Here is a 15,919-nt window from a genome sequence, read left to right as displayed (position 1 = left end):
ACTCTAACAAAGCGCGCAAGCCGCGCCGGTTCAGGGTTGCCGCGGCGGATACAGCGGCGGCAGCCCAGTGTCGACGGCGCCGGTGGCAGCCGACCAGTGCGGTCCGTCACGGAAGCTTTCGCGCAGGCGGGCTCGCAGCGCGCTGACATCACCCATCCCGCCCCAGCGCCCCTGCTGCAACGCCTGCAGGGTCTGCCGCTGGGCCGGATCGGCGAGCCGCTCGATCACCTGCTCCAGGCGTTCCACGCCGGCCATTGAACACAGCAGCGCCTCTACCTGGTCGAAGCCCTCGCCATCGATGGCCCGGCGCAGCTCGGCCACGCTGGCACGCGACGACGCCGCAGGAGCAATGGGCCCTGGCCGGGGAACCGGGCGGGTGTGGACGACGGCACGGCGGCCACGTCGCCATCCCCATGCCAGGGTCAACAGCCATAGCAGCGCCAGGCCTGCGGCGGCAGCCATCCACGGCCACGGCCGGGGACCTGCTGCGGTGGGTGCAAGAGAGGATGCAGCGGCGGGTGCGGCGTCTCCCGGCAACGCGGCATCGGTATCGATCGGTTGGGGCACCGGCGCGCCGGCCCGGCCTGCGGCCACGGCCAGTTCCAGATCCGGCAGGCTGGCCTGCTGGGCACTGCCACTGTCCACGTTCCACCAGGCCACGCGCGGCCCCGGCACACGCAGCGATCCAACCTGCCGCGGCACGATCGAGTAGCGACGGGTGATCTTCAGGCGTGGCGTGCTGCCGCTGAAGGTCTCCTCGTACTGGGCAGGTTCGGCGAACACCTGTGCGGCGTCGCCGAGGTCGGGTACGGGCAGATCGGTGAACTGGGCCCGGGTAGCGCCGTTGGCGATCGCTTCGACCATCACGGTGGCCGCTTCGCCCGTGCGCGCACTGCTGGGTGCGGCGGTGTAGCGCAATTGCAGGCTGTGCAGGGGCAGCCACGGCTGCACGGCCTGCGCCGGTTGCGCCTGCACCTGCAACGTGCGTTCGGCACCGACGGCATTCATGCGGCCATCGCCACCGCTCCCGAAGAAGTCATCGAAGAAGCCACCTGCACTGCGGCCGGTGAAGCGCGCGCCCGGCAGGCGCAACGCCCCGCTGCGCTCGGGGATCAGCAGGAAGCGACGTTCGACCACGTTGTAGCGACGGCCGTTGACCTGGCGCACGTCGCTGCGATCCTCCCCCACCCGCTGCAGCGAAGCGCCACTGGGTGTGTCGAGCACCAGTTCGCCCGACGCCAGCTGCGAGGCGAAGTACAGCCTGACCACCACGCCCACGCTCTGCTGCACGTAGGGCGTCGGGTCATCCACCTCGGTTTCGATGAAGGCGGTGGCATTGCTCTGCGGGGTGGCCACCACGGCATCACTTACCTGCAGCACCAAGGGCACCGTGCGTGCTGCGCCTACCTGTAATGAAGGCACCTGCAGCGTACCGGTGCGGCGCGGCGTCAACGCAACCGTATAGAGGTTGCGCTGCTGGACGCCGCCATTGCTCCACTGCACCTGGCGGTTGCTGCTCTGCGCGCTGAGCACGAAATCGGCATTCAACGGTGCATAGTCCGGAGCGCCCTGATCGGTCTCGATGTGCAGGGTGACCGCATCACCGGCGGCGATGCTGTCCTGCTCCAGCCAGGCGCGCGTCTGCGCCATGGCCACCATCGGCAGCCACAGCAGCAGCATCGCCAGCACAGGCAAAGGCCACCGGATTTGCCTGCTCGCCATGCCTGTCATCGCCCTTCCCTCTTTCTACGTTCGTTTTCCAACTGGAACTTGGCCCGCAGCAGTGCCCCCGGGTCGTCCGGCACGCGTCGCATCCACGCCTCTACGGCCTGCTGTTCCTCACGCTGTTGCGGTGTGCCGCCATCGCCGCGCACTGCTGCCTTGCCGGCTTCGCCGGCACGCGCCTGCTGCAGGGCCTGCTGCATGCGCTGACGCTGCTGGGCATCGGCCTGCGCCTGGGCCTGCGCGTCGGCTGCCTGCGGTGGCTCCTGCTTCGCCCCCTGCTGGCCGGAACCTGCAGACGCCGGGTTCTGCTGGCCCTTCTGGCTCTGCGGTTCCTGCTGGCCTTGTTGGCCTTGTTGGCCTTGTTGGCCTTGTTGGCCTTGTTGGCCCTGCTGGCCTTGCTGGCTTTGCTGGCCCTGCTGCGGCTGATTCTGCTGACCTTGCTGGCCCTGCTGCTGATTCTGCTGACCTTGCTGGCCTCGTTGGCCCTGCTGGTTCTGCTGCTGTCCCTGCTGCGGCTTCTGCTGCCCCTTGCCCTGCCCCTGGCTGTTGTTCGACGACGACTTGCGCTTGCGCGCGGCGTCGACCACCGCACGGTTGGCGACGGCGTCGGCCATCTGCGGGTGGCGCGCCAATGCCTTGTCGTAGGCGGCGATGGCACCGTCGTAGTCGCCCTGGCGGGCAAGCACATTGCCGAGGTTGTACCAGCCCGCATCGCTGTCGATGCCTTCGAACTGCTTGCGGGCCGTGGCGAAATCACCTTGACGGTACGCCTGCACGCCCTCAGCCAGGCGTGCATGCTCACGCTGGTCGGCTCGTTCCCACAACGTGCCCGCGGCCGGCGCAGCTGTGGGCGCGCGCGGCTGCGCCTGCAACTGCCCGCTCAAGGGCAGCAGACCCACGGCCAGCACCGCCGCAAGCACCGCGCGACGGCGGAACGCCAGCAGTGCCAGCAGCATCACCGGCGGCAACAACCAATAGCCTTCGTCCTGCCATTGCCGGGCCTGCCCGGGCCGCTCCAGTGCGCCACCTTCGCTGGCATCCTGCACGTCCAGTGCCTCCAGATCGCGATCATCGCTGGCGATGCGCTGGTAACGCCCGCCGCCTGCGGTGGCGACGGCACGCAGGCTGGTTTCATCCAGCGCGGCCTGTGCGATCTGGCCTTGACCATCGCGATAAGCGGCGCCGGACGGCGTGCCCAGGCCCAGCACCGACACCTGCAGGCCGAGGCCGCGCGCCTGCGTCGCCGCAAGCACCGCTTCGCTGTCGGCTTGGTCGCTGATCAGGAGAATCCGGCCGCGCAGGGCACCGGTCTGCCGCAGCAACCGCACCGCCCAGTCGATGCCACGGTCAGCGCGCTGGCCATCACGTGGCATCACCTCCGGCGACAGCGCGTCCAGGTACAGCGCTACGTTGGCAGCGTCGTCAGTCAACGGCGCCACGGTATACGCGTCTTCGGCATACACCACCAAACCCACCTGCCCGCCTTGACGGGCGCGCAGCAGAGCGCCGATCTTTGCCCGCGCCTGCAGCAGGCGCGAGGGTGGCAGGTCGGTCGCGGTGATGCGGCTGGAGAGATCCATCACGACCACCAACGGCGCACTGGCCTGATAGACCGGCTGCGCCTGCTGGCGCCAGCTGGGGCCAGCCATCGCCAGTGCGGCCAGGGCCCAGCCCAGCAGCAACGCCCATGGCAGGCGCACGCGCCGCTTTCCCTCGCCAGCCAGCAAGTGCGACAACAGGTGGGCATCGACCGCCTGCCGCCACGCATCGCTGCGCCGTTGCCGGTATACGGCCACCGCCACGATCAGCGGCAGTGTCGCCAGCATCCACAACCAATCCGGGCGCAGGAAATGCAGCGCGCTCCAATCGAACGTGCTCCACTCGAACGCGCTCCAGTCGGGCATCTTCAGAAAAGTGGCGCTCATCGGCGACGCTCCGGCCATACCCACGCCAACGCACCCAGCAGCAACGCGACAGCCAGCGGCCACGCATAGCGCTCGTTGCGCGGACGCAGTGTCGGTCCCTTCTCGGCGATCGGCTCCAGCCTGTCCAGTTCGGCATAGATGCCAACCAACTGGTCGGTATCACGCGCACGGAAGAATCGGCCGCCGGTCATCTCGGCGATCCTGCGCAGCGTTGCCTCATCCACCGGGTCGCGATCAGCGGCTACGGGAATGCCGAAGAACCGCGCACTACCGTCGCTGCCAAAGGCCACGGTGTGCACGCGCACGCCTTCGGCACGTGCCAGCTCGGCCGCGCGCAGGGGTTCCAGCACGCCGGCGTTGCTGACACCGTCGGTCAACAGGATCAGTACACGCTGCCCTTCGGGCTGGCTGCGCAGACGTTTGACCGCCAGCGCGATGGCGTCACCAATGGCCGTCTCGCGCCCGGCCAGGCCAACCACGCTGTCGCGCAGTTGATCGCGCACGCTGGACAGATCGGCGGTCAACGGTGTGAGAGTGTAGGCACGGTCACCGAACACCAGCAGGCCGACGCGATCGCCGGCACGACGGTCCAGGAAATCGGCCAATACCGCCTTGGCAGCGGTCAGTCGCTCCACCGCCTGTGCGCCGAGCACCATGTCCGGCTCGCTCATGCTGCCGGACACGTCCATCGCCAGCATCATCTGCCGGCCTTCCTGTGGCGGAGTGATCGCCTCACCCAGTTGCTGTGGTCGCGCCATCGCCAGGCACAGCGCCAGCCAGCCCAGCCAAAGCAGTCCACTGCGCAGCCAGGAAACGCCGACACGACCGCCACCGGCCAGTGCTTCCAGTTCGGCAGCGGCGTAGGGCACACGCAGCGCGGCGCCCGGGTCGGCGCGCCGTTTCCACGCAAACATCAGGATCGGCAACGGCAGAGCCAGCAGTGCCAGCGGCCACGCCAGCTGCAGATCCGGCCAGGGCCAGTAAGCTGCCAGCGCGCTCATCGGCGGCGCTCCTGCAGCAACGCCAGGTAGCGTGCCCGCGCCCACGCGCGCACGTCGGCCACGGCAGCGGCATCCACGCTTGGACGATACGCCCCCTCGGCCAGCAGGTTGCGCTGCGCGAGCGACAGGGTGTCCTTGGGATCGACGTACTGCCACCACGCGTCATCGCGCAGGGCTTCGCTACCGGGGCGTGCCTGACGCGCGGCACGCCGCAGCAGGCTGGCGATGACCGCCAGTTCCGACGGCGCGCCGGTCACTGCTGCAATCTCCTGGTCGAACACATGCAACCACTGTCGTCGGCGTCGACGCCGACGCCATGCCACCGCAGCAACGATTGCCAGCAACAACAGAACCAGTGCGATCAGCATCAGCCAGCCAGGTGCCGGCGGCCACCACGTTGGCGAGGCCGGCAACTGCACATCACGCAGCGGCAGGGAGGGACTCATGCCGGCACCTCCGTCGGTGCCGGTGCCAGCCAGGCGTCGCTGGCCGCATCGGTGGAAAGCACCTGCACATCGACGCGACGCGCAGCAAGCTGCGTGCGCAGCTGCTGCAGGGGTTCGACAAAATGCGCCTGCCAGTGCGCCTGCACATCGTGGCGGCGCAGGTCCAAACCGATGCGTTGCTGTGCGGCGAGAAACTGCAAGGGAGCCGCTGGCGGTTGCAGCTCCAGCGGATCAACCAGCAGCAGCAGACTCAGGTCATGGTGTTGGGCCAGTGCGCTCCAGCGCGCCGGCGGAATGCGGATCGCCTGCTGCGGATCGGCCAGCACCAGCATCCGCGCGCCGGGGCGCAGCACCCGCCCGGCATGGTCCAGCGCGCGCTCCAGGCCGAGATCATCGGCGGGTGGCTGCGCGTACCAGCGCGTAAGGGCGTCGAGTACGCGCAATACACCTCGGGCACCGCCGGCCGGCGCGATCGGCGCCTCGCGCTCACTGCCGCGCAATGCACCGATGCGGTCGCCGCGACGCTGTGCAGACCATGCCGCGACGGCACCCGCGCGCGCCGCCTGCACGGACTTGAAGCGCACGCGGGTACCGAAGTACAGCGCAGGCGAAGTATCGGCAACGATCAGGGTGACCCGCTCGCGTTCTGCCTGGAACAGCTTGGTGTGCGTGCGGCCGGTGCGCGCGGTGACGCGCCAGTCGATGTGACGCGCGTCGTCGCCCGCCACGTACTCGCGTGATTCGGCATATTCCATGCCGCGCCCGCGCAGTGGTGAAGGTGCTTGCCCGGCGCTGCCCGCCCGCCCACGACGAGGCGGCGGCGGGCGCTGCGCCAGGCGGCGCAATGCCACCAGCTCGGCAAGCTGCGGTCGCAGACCATCGCCATCACTGGTGCTCGGAGCAGGTTCCTTGGTCGTGCCGGTCATGCGCGCACTCAGGGTGCCGGTACCCGGGCCAGCAGTTCCTGCACCAGACGTTCGCCATCCCAGCCTTCGGCGGTGGCTTCATAGCTGGGCAGAACCCGGTGGCGCAGCACATCGGCAGCCACGGCACGCACGTCATCGGGGGTGACGAAATCACGTCCTGCCAACCACGCCCGCGCCCGTGCGCACCGCTCCAGTGCGATGGAGCCACGCGGGCTGGCGCCCCACGCGATGCGGCGCGCCAGCGAGGTGTCATAGCGCGAAGGGTCGCGTGAGGCCAGTACCAGCTCGATCAGATAGCGCTCCAGCGCGGGGGCCATGTGCAGCTCCAGCACCTCGCGGCGCGCATCGAAGACATCCTGCATCGGCAGCTTTTCCGGCGCCGCTGCGGCCTCGCCAAGCGCGCCGCGGGCACGCTCGCGGGCCAGCCGCAGGATCTCCGACTCGGCCGTCTGGTCTGGATAGCCAATGCGTACATGCATCAGGAAACGATCCAGCTGCGCTTCCGGCAGCGGGAAGGTGCCTTCCTGCTCGATCGGGTTCTGCGTGGCCATCACCAGGAACAGCGACGGCAGTGCGTAGGTGTGGCGGCCAACGGTCACTTGGCGTTCGCCCATCGCTTCCAGCAGCGCGGACTGCACTTTGGCCGGCGCACGGTTGATCTCGTCAGCCAGCAGGATCGGGTGGAAGATCGGCCCCGGTACGAACTCGAAACGACCTTCCTGAGGGCGCCAGATCTCGGTGCCGGTCAGGTCCGAAGGCAGCAGATCCGGAGTGAACTGCACACGTGCGAAGTCTGCTTCCAGCCGTGCCGCCAAGGCCCGGATGGCCGTGGTCTTGGCCAGGCCCGGCGCACCTTCCACCAGCAGGTGGCCATCGGCCAGCAAGGCGATCAGCAGGCGTTCGACCAGCGCCGCCTGGCCGACGATCTCAGCCGACAGTGCATCGCGCAGGTCGCTGAAGGCCGCATGCAGGCGCGAAGTGACGGGGGCAGGCGGTGGAGAAATGGATTCGGGCATCGGCGGAGGCAGGTTCATGGGGGCCTTTGACCGGCGCGGGATGGCTCGGGTTCCCCACATCATCGCAGGCCGCCCGGCTGCTGGCATCAAGAACGGCTGAACAGCCTCCACGCATGGCGTGGATCTACTCGGAGAGGCATGTCGTGGATCTAGCTGCGATGGCGCAAACGACGCGGGGCCGCACGTGGCGGCCCCGGTCGGATACAGCGGCTGCGGCGCCTCAGTTCTGGCGAGCCACGCGCAGGACCTTCGGGGTCACGAACACCAGCAGTTCAGCCTTGTCCTTGTTGCGGCCACGCTTCTTGAACAGGTTGCCGAGGAACGGCACATCGCCCAGGAACGGCACCTTGCTGACACTGTTGCGGTCGGTGAACTCATACACGCCACCGATCACCACGGTCTGGCCATCTTCCACCAGCACGGCGGTGTTGACCTCGCGGCGGTTGATGGACGGCACAGTGCCGTAGCCCTGCAACTGGATCAGCTGATCAACCTCGTCCTTCTTCACCGCCATGTTGAGGAACACGCGGTTGTCGTTGGTGATCGTCGGCGTGACCTTCAGCTCCAGCACTACTTCCTTGAACTGCACGTTCGGGGTCTGTGCGCCGCCAGTACCGCCGCCACTGATGGTCACATAGCCGATTTCCTTGCCCTGCTTGATCAGCGCCTCGCGCTGGTTGGTGGTCACCACGCGCGGATTGGAAATCACTTCACCACGCGACTCTTCCTGCATGGCCGACAATTCCACATCAAGCAGATAGCCCGCGTTGAGGATCGACAGTGCCAGCGAACCCGGGTTGCTGGCCGCTGCCACCGGCAGGTTCCAGTTCAGGCCACGGGTGATCGTAGGACCCACCGGCACCGGTGCCGGCCCGGTCCTGCCACCGGCCACCCATTGATTGAACGCGGTCTGGTTGGCAATGGACGTAGCCACTTCCGACTCGCGGTTCTTCGCATTGGATGCGAGGTCACCGCTGAAGTAGACGTTGTCACGGCTGCCGCTGATGCCGAACTTGGCGCCCAGTTCGCGCGCGAACGTGTCGGTAGCGATGACGATGCGTGCTTCGATCAGTACCTGGTCGACCGGGCGGTCGATGACACTGATCAACTCGCGCATGCGCGCGATCTTCTTCGGAATGTCGCTGATCATCAGCGTGTTGGTGCGCTCGTCGGCGACAATGCGGCCGCGTGCCGACAGGAAACCACTTTCTTCCTGCGAACTGCCACCACCACCGCCACCGCCACCGCCGCCACCACCGCCGATGCCCTTGGCCTCGGTCAGCGCTTTGAAGATCTGCGTGGCGCTGTGGTAGTTGATCTGGACATAGTCGGTCATCAGGTCTTCGCGGTTCTCGATCGCGATGCGCGCGTCTTCCTTCTCCTGTTCGAACTTGGCCAGCTCGGACTGCGGCGCAACCCACACGACGCTGCCGTCACGACGCTTGTCCAGACCCTTGGCACGCAGCACGATATCCAGCGCCTGGTCCCACGGCACGTTGACCAGACGCAGGGTCACATTGCCCTGCACCGAATCAGAGGCCACCACGTTCAGATTCGACTCTTCGGCGATCAGCTGCAGCACGGTGCGCACGGGCACGTCCTGGAAGTTGAAAGTCACCGGTTTGCCGGTGAAGCCGCGCTGCGGGACGCCCTTGGCAGCCTGGGTCACGCTGCCGGCAGTGACTGCGCCAACGGCGGCCTGCGCCTGCCGCGGGCTGATCTCCACCACATACTCGTTGCCACTCTGGTAGGCCAGCGACTCGACCGGACCGCCCGTGCTCAGCACCAGCTGGGTGCCGGCCCCGGACGGCTTGGCGTCGATGCGCTGCACCGGGGTGGCGAAGTCGGTGACGTTCATCGGCTTCTGCAGGTTGGCCGGCAGGCGCGCGTTGCCGACATCGACCACCACGCTGTTGCCCTGGCTACGCAGGTCGGGCATGGCGCCCTGGCCGTCGAACTGCAGGATCAGGCGGCCCGCGCCGTCATCGCCACGCTTGAAGTCGATACGCTGCACCGACAGGCCTGCCGGTGCAGTGGCCGACGTCGCAGCCAGCGCCGTGCCGGCCGGTTTTTCCGACGGTGCGGCAGCCAGCGCCGGAGCGCAGGCCAACATCAACGCGACTCCCAGCGCGCTGATGCGGTTCAAGGTAGAGCGCCGGATGGGACGCAGCCCCTTGGCTTGGTGAAAGGTCATCGTGCTATCCCCAGTAAACGATCATTGATCTTCAAGCGCGAGCGTTGCTGGACGTTCCAGCCAGCCACCCGCGCCATCCGGCACCAGTTCGATCAGCTCCACGCGGTCTTCGAAGACCGCGGTGACCCGCCCGTCGCTCTGCCCCAGGTACCCGCCGGGACGCACCCGATAGGTCACCTTGTCCGGCCCCATCACCAGCGCCACGGTGCCGGCGCCTGTTCCGATGGTGCCGACCATGTCCAGCGCGTCCAGCGGGAAGCCTTCCATCGGCTCCTTGCGCCGGTTTGGATCTGGCCGCAGTCCCCCATTCCCCTGCTGCGGGTTGGTCCAGGCATCGGTGAACGGATCGCGCATGCCCTGCGCGGAGTATTCGAAGGTCTCGAACTGCTGCATCACCGGCAGGGCCTCAATCGACTCCGCCGGTCGTGCGCGCTCGCTCTCGACCCATTTTTCCAGGTTGGGTGCATCACCCGGCGTGCTGGTCACGCCGCGACCGCAGGCGGCCAGCAGCAACACCGTCAATACCATCCCACCGCGTGCAATGAAGGAACCGGTCACTTCTTCTCCTCCTTGCCCGCTTCAGCCTTCTGCTGTTCCTCGACCTCGGCCTCATCCAGGTAACGGTAGGTCTTGACCGTACCGGACAACTCCAGCGCACCGGCGCGGACATTGCCACTGGTCTTGTCCTTCGGCTTGAGGTTGATGTCGTGCATGGTCAGGATCACCACCCGCGGCAACGAGGCCACGCCACTGACGAAGGCGCCGAACTGGTGGTAACTGCCCACCATCCGCAGCTTGATCGGCTTCTCGGCGTAGAACTCCTTGATCTGCTCCTGCTCCGGCTCGAACAACTCGTTGGACAGGCCGCTGGACAACGCGGTCTGCGAGATGTCGATGATCAGGTCGGGCATTTCGGTCTTGCTGGGCAGCTGCCGCAGCATCTGCTGCAGTACCTGCTCCATCTGTGCCAGCTGCTGTTTCAGCGGCTCCAGGTTGACCGCGCGCTTCTGTTCCTTGGTGAACTCCTCGCGCAGCGCGGTTTCCTGCGACTCCAGACTGGCCAGTTCATCGCGCTTGCCACTGATCAGCAGCATCCACGCCACGAACATGATCACCACCGCCAGCAATGCGCAGAAAACGATCTTGGCCTTCTGTGGCCAGTTGCCGATGTCGTTGAAATCGAGGTTCTTGATGTCGACTTTCTTGCTCATGCGCGATCCCCCTGCAGCGGGGCGTGGAAGGCCTGCGGCGGCTGCGCCAGGCGGCTGCCCTCAGGCTTGGTTGCCGGTGCGGCCTGCGCGGGCTTGGCCGGCGCAGGCGTTGCCGCCGGTGCCGGTGCCGTCCCCGACTGCGGTACGGCAGCGGCAGGCGCTGCGGCATCGGGCCCGGCACTGAGCGGTGCGACCGTCGGTGCCATCGGCGCCGTGCCCGCCACACTGCCATCAGGGTTCAGGCCCGGCGTAGTTGCCGCTTCCTCGCTCTGCGCGGGCAGCTTGACCTTGACCTTGAACACATACGGCAATGCCTTGATGTCCGCCACAGGACCGGTCGCGCGCCCTTCCTTGTCCTTTTCCGGCTCACGCGCCTCGATGATCGCCAGCTCCGGATTGGTCATCCAGCCAGAGACCTCAAGGTTGCGCATGTAGGCCGAGACACGCGCATTGGACTGGGTGCGGCCCTCCAGAGTCAGCACGTCGCCTTCCTGCTGCAGGGCGGTCAGCACCACGCCATCGGGGATGGTGCGGACCAACGCATCGAACAGGTGCACCATCTGCGAACGCTTGGCCTGCAGCTGTTCGATCACGGCCTTGCGGGCCAGCAATCGATTCTTCTGCTCGTCGAGGCGGTCGATTTCCTTGTTCTGCTCCTTGACCTTGTCGATCTCGGTCTGCAGGTAGGCGTTGCGATCGCTCTGCCCGCTGACCTGCATGTCGTAGTAGAACCAGATCAACAGCGACAGAAGCAGGCCACCCAGGGCGGCCATGCCCAGCATGATGCCGAACTCGCGCTGGCGTTGCTTGCGCCGTTCGGCGCGCCAGGGCAATAGATTGATGCGTGCCATCAGTCAAAGCTCCTCAGCGCCAGACCGGTCGCGATCATCAGCGCGGGGGCATCCTGGGCCAGCGCGTGCGCCTGTACCTTCGGCCCCAGGGTCATCTGTGCCAGCGGGTTGGCGACCACGGTCGGCACGCCCAGCTGTTCCTCGACCATCTCCGGCAGGCCTGCAAGGGCGGCACAGCCGCCGGCCAGCACGATGTGATCGACCCGGTTGAATTCGCTGCCGGCGTAGAAGAACTGCAGCAGGCGGCTGATCTGCTGGACCGTGGCTTCCTTGAACGGCTCCAGCACTTCCATCTCGTAGCTCTCCGGCAACCCGCCCTGGCGCTTGGCCAGACCGGCTTCCTCGTAGCTCAGGCCATAACGGCGCATGATCTCGTCGGTCAGCTGCTTGCCACCGAACACCTGTTCGCGGCTGTACAGGCTACGGCCACCGCGCAGTACGTTGAGGGTGGTCATGGTGGCGCCGATATCGACCAGCGCAACCACGCCCTCGGCCGAAACCGGCAGCTCGCTTGCCACCAGGGCGAAGGCGTTCTCGACCGCGAAGGCCTCCACGTCCATCACCTTGGCCTGCAGGCCACCCAGTTCCAGTGCGGACTGGCGCAGTTCCACATTTTCCGAACGCGAGGCAGCCAGCAGCACCTGGACCATTTCCGGGTTGTTCGGGATCGCCCCGATCACCTCGAAGTCCAGGTTCACTTCCTCGATCGGATACGGAATGTAGTTGACCGCTTCCAGCTCGATCTGGGCTTCCATGTCGTTCTCGTCCAGGTCGGCCGGCATCGGGATCACCTTGGTGATCACCGCCGAACCAGCCACCGCCGCAGCAGCCAGCTTGGCCTTGCTGCCGGAACGGTTCATCGCCCGGCGGATGGCCTCTCCCACGGCCTCCACTTCGACGATGTTCTTCTCCACCACCGCATTCGGCGGCAGCGGTTCCACGGCATAATGTTCCACACGGAAACGGTTGCCGCTGCGGGAAAGCTGCAACAGCTTTACCGCAGTCGAACTGATGTCGACGCCAATGAGCGGCGACTGACTTTTTGGGATGAGCCCCACGGTTTCTCCCCTGCCGACGGGCACTTGGACGCAAGAGCTGCGTCCGCGCATTAATAACGTATTCTTAGCAAATGGCAACCGCCCTGCTGTGACATCCCTCACAGGATGAACACGCAGCCCCTGGCGTCCCCTTGCACTCCCCAGTGCCGGCCCCAGCCGCCACCTTGCGTAATCTATACTCTGCGACCACGAAATTCGCAATCGGAATCTGACACAGATGACCCGTCTCCGCCGCTGGCTGCGCTGGATCTTTCTTGTTGTCCTGGTCCTGGCGCTGGTCGGAGCGGCCGCCGTTGGCGGCCTGTACTACGCCGTTTCTTCCAAGCTTCCCGACGTGCAGACCCTGCGCGACGTGGAAATGCAGGAGCCGATGTACGTCTACGCTGCCGACGGCAAGCTGATGGCGGTATTCGGTGAGACCCGGCGTACCCCCATCACCATGAAGGACGTCCCGGAGAAGCTGAAGCAGGCGTTCCTGGCCACCGAGGATGCCCGCTTCTACGAGCACGGCGGCGTGGACTACAAGGGCATCGGTCGCGCGGTGTGGCTGCTGGCCACCACCAACGACAAGCGCGTGCCCGGCGGCTCCACCATCACCCAGCAGGTGGCCCGCCAGTTCTTCCTCAGCTCCGAGTACAGCTATACCCGCAAGCTGGCCGAGATCCTGCTGGCGCGCAAGATCGAGTCCGAGCTGAGCAAGGACGAGATCTTCGAGCTGTACCTGAACAAGAGTTTCTTCGGCAACCGCGCCTACGGCGTGGCCGCCGCCGCCGAGTTCTACTACGGCAAGAAGCTGGGCGAGCTGGACCTGGACGAGATGGCCTCGCTGGCCGGCATCCCCAAGTTCCCGTCCTCGGGCAACCCGATCTCCAACCCGGAGCGCGCCCGCCAGCGTCGTGACAACTATGTGCTGCAGCGCATGGCCGACCTGAAGTTCGTCAGCCAGGCCGAGGCCGACGCGGCCAAGGCCGTGCCGATGCATGCCACTGCGCATGAGCCACCGGTGCAGGTCGATGCGCCCTACGTGGCCGAGCTGGTGCGCCAGGAAATGATCGCCCGCTTTGGTGGTGACGTGGTCAACAAGGGCTACCACGTGACCACCACCATCGATTCGACCCTGCAGACCGCCGCCAACCTGTCGGTGCGCGACGGCCTGCTGCTGTACGACCATCGCCACGGCTGGCACGGCGTGGAGAAGCAGGTGCAGTTGGGCGCCGGCGATGATGCCGCGGCCCTGGCCGAGCACCTGCGCGGCATGTTCGGCCAGGCCGGCCTGCTGCCGGCGATCGTCGCCAGCACCGGCGCCGACGGCAGCGCCACCGTGGTGCTGGCCAATCGCAGCGAGATCGTGCTGCCGGCCGGCGCCGCCAAGTGGGCCAACAAGAGCCCGGCCAAGCTGGTACAGCGTGGCGACATCGTGCGCGTGCGCGCCGGCGCCAAGGAGGGCGAGTGGCTGCTCGACCAGCTCCCGCGCGGCCAGTCCGCGCTGGTCTCACTGGACGCCCACAGCGGCGCCCTGAAGGCGCTGGTCGGCGGCTTCAGCTTCTCCGGCAACAAGTTCAACCGTGCCACCCAGGCCCGTCGCCAGCCCGGTTCGAGCTTCAAGCCGTTCGTCTATGCGGCCGCCTTCGACAAGGGTTACAACCCGGCCTCGATCGTGCTCGACGCCCCGGTCGTGTTCCGCGACCGCCGCGGCAAGACCTGGGCACCGCAGAACGACGGCGGCGGCTTCCGCGGCCCGATGCGCCTGCGTGAAGCGCTGGTGCAGTCACGCAACCTGGTCTCGGTGCGCCTGCTTGATGGCATGGGCGTGGACTACGCGCGCAAGTACATCAGCCAGTTCGGCTTTGCCGAATCCGAGCTGCCGCCGAACCTGTCGATGTCGCTGGGTACCGCCTCGCTGACCCCGCTGTCGGTGGCCCGCGGCTATGCCGTGTTCGCCAACGGCGGCTCGCGCGTGGACACCTGGCTGATCGACCAGGTCAACGACCGCGATGGCAACCTGGTGTTCAAGGAAAACCCGGCGATGGCCTGCCGCGACTGCGCCGGCAGCAGCGACCAGCCGGTGAACCAGGTCGTGGACGGCTTCAACTTCGGCGCCCCGGCACCCAAGGTCGATGCCACCGCCGCTGCCAAGCCGGAAGCCAAGACCGAAACGCCGGCCGCACCGGTCAACCCGGATGCGCGTACCGCACCGCGTGCGATCGACGCCCGTACCGCCTACCAGCTGGTGTCGATGATGCGCGACGTGGTCCAGCGCGGCACCGGCGCGCAGGCCAAGGTACTCGGCCGCGAAGACGTGGGCGGCAAGACCGGCTCCACCAACGACCACCGTGACGCCTGGTTCTCCGGCTTCGGCGGCCCGTACGTGACCACCGTGTGGGTGGGCCGCGACGACTTCCGCTCGCTCGGCTACCGCGAATACGGTGGCAAGGCCGCCCTGCCGATCTGGATCGACTACATGCGCACTGCGCTGAAGGACACCCCGATCGCACAGAACGAACCGCCGAGCGGGATGGTCCAGGCCACTCTCAACGGTGCGGTGGAGTGGGTGAAGGTGGAAGACATGGACCGCCTGACCGACTACGACCTCAACCTGCAGAGCACCCCGCAGGCTGACGCGGCCGCGTTCGATATCTTCTGAAGCCAGGCTGGGTGGGTGCCAACCGCTGGTTGGCACCATGGCCCGACGTTGCCCTGGGAGTCGCCAACCTTGGTTGGCGCCGATGCATCCGCCGGGCATGGCCCGGCGCTACCATGCCGCACCCGTCGGGCGCCCTCTCCCGGTAGCGCCGGGCCATGCCCGGCGAGCGCAGCGGCACCTCTGCGAAATACCCACGCAGATGTCACACGCCTGCGCTAGTCTGTGGCCAGGTCGCAACAGGGAGTCATCGCATGCACCGCGCTCACCAGCATGCTGCCAGCCAGACCCGCGAACGGCGTCATCGCCTCGCCCACGAAGCCGCCCGGCTGATGGCCGAAGGTGGAATCCGCGACTTCCACCAGGCCAAACTCAAGGCTGCCAGCCGCCTTGGCATCCACGACGATGCTTCCCTGCCCCGCAACGTCGAGATCGAACAGGCCCTGCGCGAGTACCAGCGGCTGTTCTCCGGCCCACAGCACGGCAGCGAGCTGCAGCGGCGGCGCGAGTCCGCGTTGCGGGCGCTGGAGTTCCTGCACGGGTTTTCGCCGCGCCTGGCCGGACCGGTGCTGGACGGCACCGCCGATGCCAACAGCCCCGTGCAATTGCACCTGCACAGTGACGACCCGGAGGCCGTGCATCGCTTCCTGGACGAACATCGCATCCCCGCCGAATCGCGTACGCGGCGCCTGCGGATGGACCGTGAGCGCAATCTGGATGTACCGGTGTGGGTGTTCAGTGCCGAAGACCTGACCTTCGACCTGGCCGTCCTGCCCTACGATGCGTTGCGCCAGGCCCCGCTGTCGCCGGTGGATGAGAAACCCATGCGGCGGGCGTCGGCCACGCAGTTGCGGCAGCTGCTGGCCGAGATGGAGATCACCGCCTACATCGGCGGTTGATCATGGCAGAGCCGGGCCCACGCCCG

At 67.1% G+C, this 15,919-nt stretch carries 13 protein-coding genes; 2 read left to right on the top strand and 11 right to left on the bottom strand.

Features of this window, described 5'->3' with window-relative positions; translation table 11 throughout:
* Positions 1-30: 30 nt before the first annotated feature.
* From AC07UW_RS07060 to AC07UW_RS07010, 11 genes are all read right to left on the bottom strand, one after another.
* A complete protein-coding gene (locus tag AC07UW_RS07060) occupies positions 31-1,722 on the bottom strand; it encodes a BatD family protein (RefSeq protein WP_495211711.1) in 1,692 nt (563 codons plus the stop codon).
* A 5-nt stretch (positions 1,723-1,727) separates the two neighbouring features.
* Positions 1,728-3,629 carry a tetratricopeptide repeat protein gene (locus AC07UW_RS07055; protein WP_495211750.1) on the bottom strand — a complete coding sequence of 634 codons (1,902 nt, stop codon included), beginning with the start codon at positions 3,627-3,629 and terminating at the stop codon, positions 1,728-1,730.
* 17 nt (positions 3,630-3,646) lie between these two features.
* The gene (locus AC07UW_RS07050; RefSeq protein WP_312113001.1) at positions 3,647-4,651 is read right to left on the bottom strand and encodes a vWA domain-containing protein; all 1,005 of its coding nucleotides are present in this window, start codon (positions 4,649-4,651) and stop codon (positions 3,647-3,649) included.
* Positions 4,648-5,097 carry a DUF4381 domain-containing protein gene (locus AC07UW_RS07045; protein WP_312787753.1) on the bottom strand — a complete coding sequence of 150 codons (450 nt, stop codon included), beginning with the start codon at positions 5,095-5,097 and terminating at the stop codon, positions 4,648-4,650. Before AC07UW_RS07045 ends, AC07UW_RS07050 begins: the two co-directional genes overlap by 4 nt.
* A complete protein-coding gene (locus AC07UW_RS07040; protein ID WP_223496376.1) occupies positions 5,094-6,023 on the bottom strand; it encodes a DUF58 domain-containing protein in 930 nt (309 codons plus the stop codon). The genes AC07UW_RS07045 and AC07UW_RS07040 overlap by 4 nt, the downstream gene beginning before the upstream one ends.
* A gap of 8 nt (positions 6,024-6,031) precedes the next feature.
* Entirely contained in the window at positions 6,032-7,057 is a 1,026-nt protein-coding gene (locus AC07UW_RS07035) for an AAA family ATPase (protein WP_132824317.1), read from the bottom strand.
* Positions 7,058-7,259: 202 nt separating this feature from the next.
* Positions 7,260-9,233, bottom strand: a complete 1,974-nt coding sequence (locus AC07UW_RS07030) for a type IV pilus secretin PilQ (RefSeq protein WP_394197471.1) — start codon at positions 9,231-9,233, stop codon at positions 7,260-7,262.
* A 21-nt stretch (positions 9,234-9,254) separates the two neighbouring features.
* Positions 9,255-9,761, bottom strand: coding sequence for a pilus assembly protein PilP (locus AC07UW_RS07025; protein WP_223497293.1), 507 nt, complete (start codon positions 9,759-9,761; stop codon positions 9,255-9,257).
* A 26-nt stretch (positions 9,762-9,787) separates the two neighbouring features.
* Positions 9,788-10,444, bottom strand: coding sequence for a type IV pilus inner membrane component PilO (locus AC07UW_RS07020; RefSeq protein WP_223496380.1), 657 nt, complete (start codon positions 10,442-10,444; stop codon positions 9,788-9,790).
* On the bottom strand, positions 10,441-11,295 hold the full coding sequence (locus AC07UW_RS07015; RefSeq protein ID WP_495211710.1) for a PilN domain-containing protein: 855 nt from the start codon (positions 11,293-11,295) through the stop codon (positions 10,441-10,443). The genes AC07UW_RS07020 and AC07UW_RS07015 overlap by 4 nt, the downstream gene beginning before the upstream one ends.
* The gene (locus tag AC07UW_RS07010; RefSeq protein ID WP_032951624.1) at positions 11,295-12,353 is read right to left on the bottom strand and encodes a pilus assembly protein PilM; all 1,059 of its coding nucleotides are present in this window, start codon (positions 12,351-12,353) and stop codon (positions 11,295-11,297) included. The genes AC07UW_RS07015 and AC07UW_RS07010 overlap by 1 nt, the downstream gene beginning before the upstream one ends.
* Positions 12,354-12,570: 217 nt before the next feature.
* Between AC07UW_RS07010 and AC07UW_RS07005 the strand changes: the two genes are divergently transcribed.
* Positions 12,571-14,997, top strand: a complete 2,427-nt coding sequence (locus AC07UW_RS07005; RefSeq protein ID WP_263291957.1) for a penicillin-binding protein 1A — start codon at positions 12,571-12,573, stop codon at positions 14,995-14,997.
* Between the two features lie 251 nt (positions 14,998-15,248).
* The gene (locus AC07UW_RS07000; protein WP_033831892.1) at positions 15,249-15,893 is read left to right on the top strand and encodes a hypothetical protein; all 645 of its coding nucleotides are present in this window, start codon (positions 15,249-15,251) and stop codon (positions 15,891-15,893) included.
* The last annotated feature ends 26 nt before the right edge of the window (positions 15,894-15,919 follow it).

This window comes from Stenotrophomonas sp. GW821-FHT02D01, assembly GCF_059421765.1.
This window is presented reverse-complemented; position numbering and strand designations above follow the sequence as displayed.

Excerpts from the sequence above, each read along its gene's own strand:
- AC07UW_RS07060 (WP_495211711.1), bottom strand. The coding sequence starts at position 1,722 with ATGGCGAGCAGGCAAATCCGGTGGCCTTTGCCTGTGCTGGCGATGCTG.
- AC07UW_RS07055 (WP_495211750.1), bottom strand. The coding sequence starts at position 3,629 with ATGCCCGACTGGAGCGCGTTCGAGTGGAGCACGTTCGATTGGAGCGCG.
- AC07UW_RS07050 (WP_312113001.1), bottom strand. The coding sequence starts at position 4,651 with ATGAGCGCGCTGGCAGCTTACTGGCCCTGGCCGGATCTGCAGCTGGCG.
- AC07UW_RS07045 (WP_312787753.1), bottom strand. The coding sequence starts at position 5,097 with ATGAGTCCCTCCCTGCCGCTGCGTGATGTGCAGTTGCCGGCCTCGCCA.
- AC07UW_RS07040 (WP_223496376.1), bottom strand. The coding sequence starts at position 6,023 with ATGACCGGCACGACCAAGGAACCTGCTCCGAGCACCAGTGATGGCGAT.
- AC07UW_RS07035 (WP_132824317.1), bottom strand. The coding sequence starts at position 7,057 with ATGAACCTGCCTCCGCCGATGCCCGAATCCATTTCTCCACCGCCTGCC.
- AC07UW_RS07030 (WP_394197471.1), bottom strand. The coding sequence starts at position 9,233 with ATGACCTTTCACCAAGCCAAGGGGCTGCGTCCCATCCGGCGCTCTACC.
- AC07UW_RS07025 (WP_223497293.1), bottom strand. The coding sequence starts at position 9,761 with ATGGTATTGACGGTGTTGCTGCTGGCCGCCTGCGGTCGCGGCGTGACC.
- AC07UW_RS07020 (WP_223496380.1), bottom strand. The coding sequence starts at position 10,444 with ATGAGCAAGAAAGTCGACATCAAGAACCTCGATTTCAACGACATCGGC.
- AC07UW_RS07015 (WP_495211710.1), bottom strand. The coding sequence starts at position 11,295 with ATGGCACGCATCAATCTATTGCCCTGGCGCGCCGAACGGCGCAAGCAA.
- AC07UW_RS07005 (WP_263291957.1), top strand. The coding sequence starts at position 12,571 with ATGACCCGTCTCCGCCGCTGGCTGCGCTGGATCTTTCTTGTTGTCCTG.
- AC07UW_RS07000 (WP_033831892.1), top strand. The coding sequence starts at position 15,249 with ATGCACCGCGCTCACCAGCATGCTGCCAGCCAGACCCGCGAACGGCGT.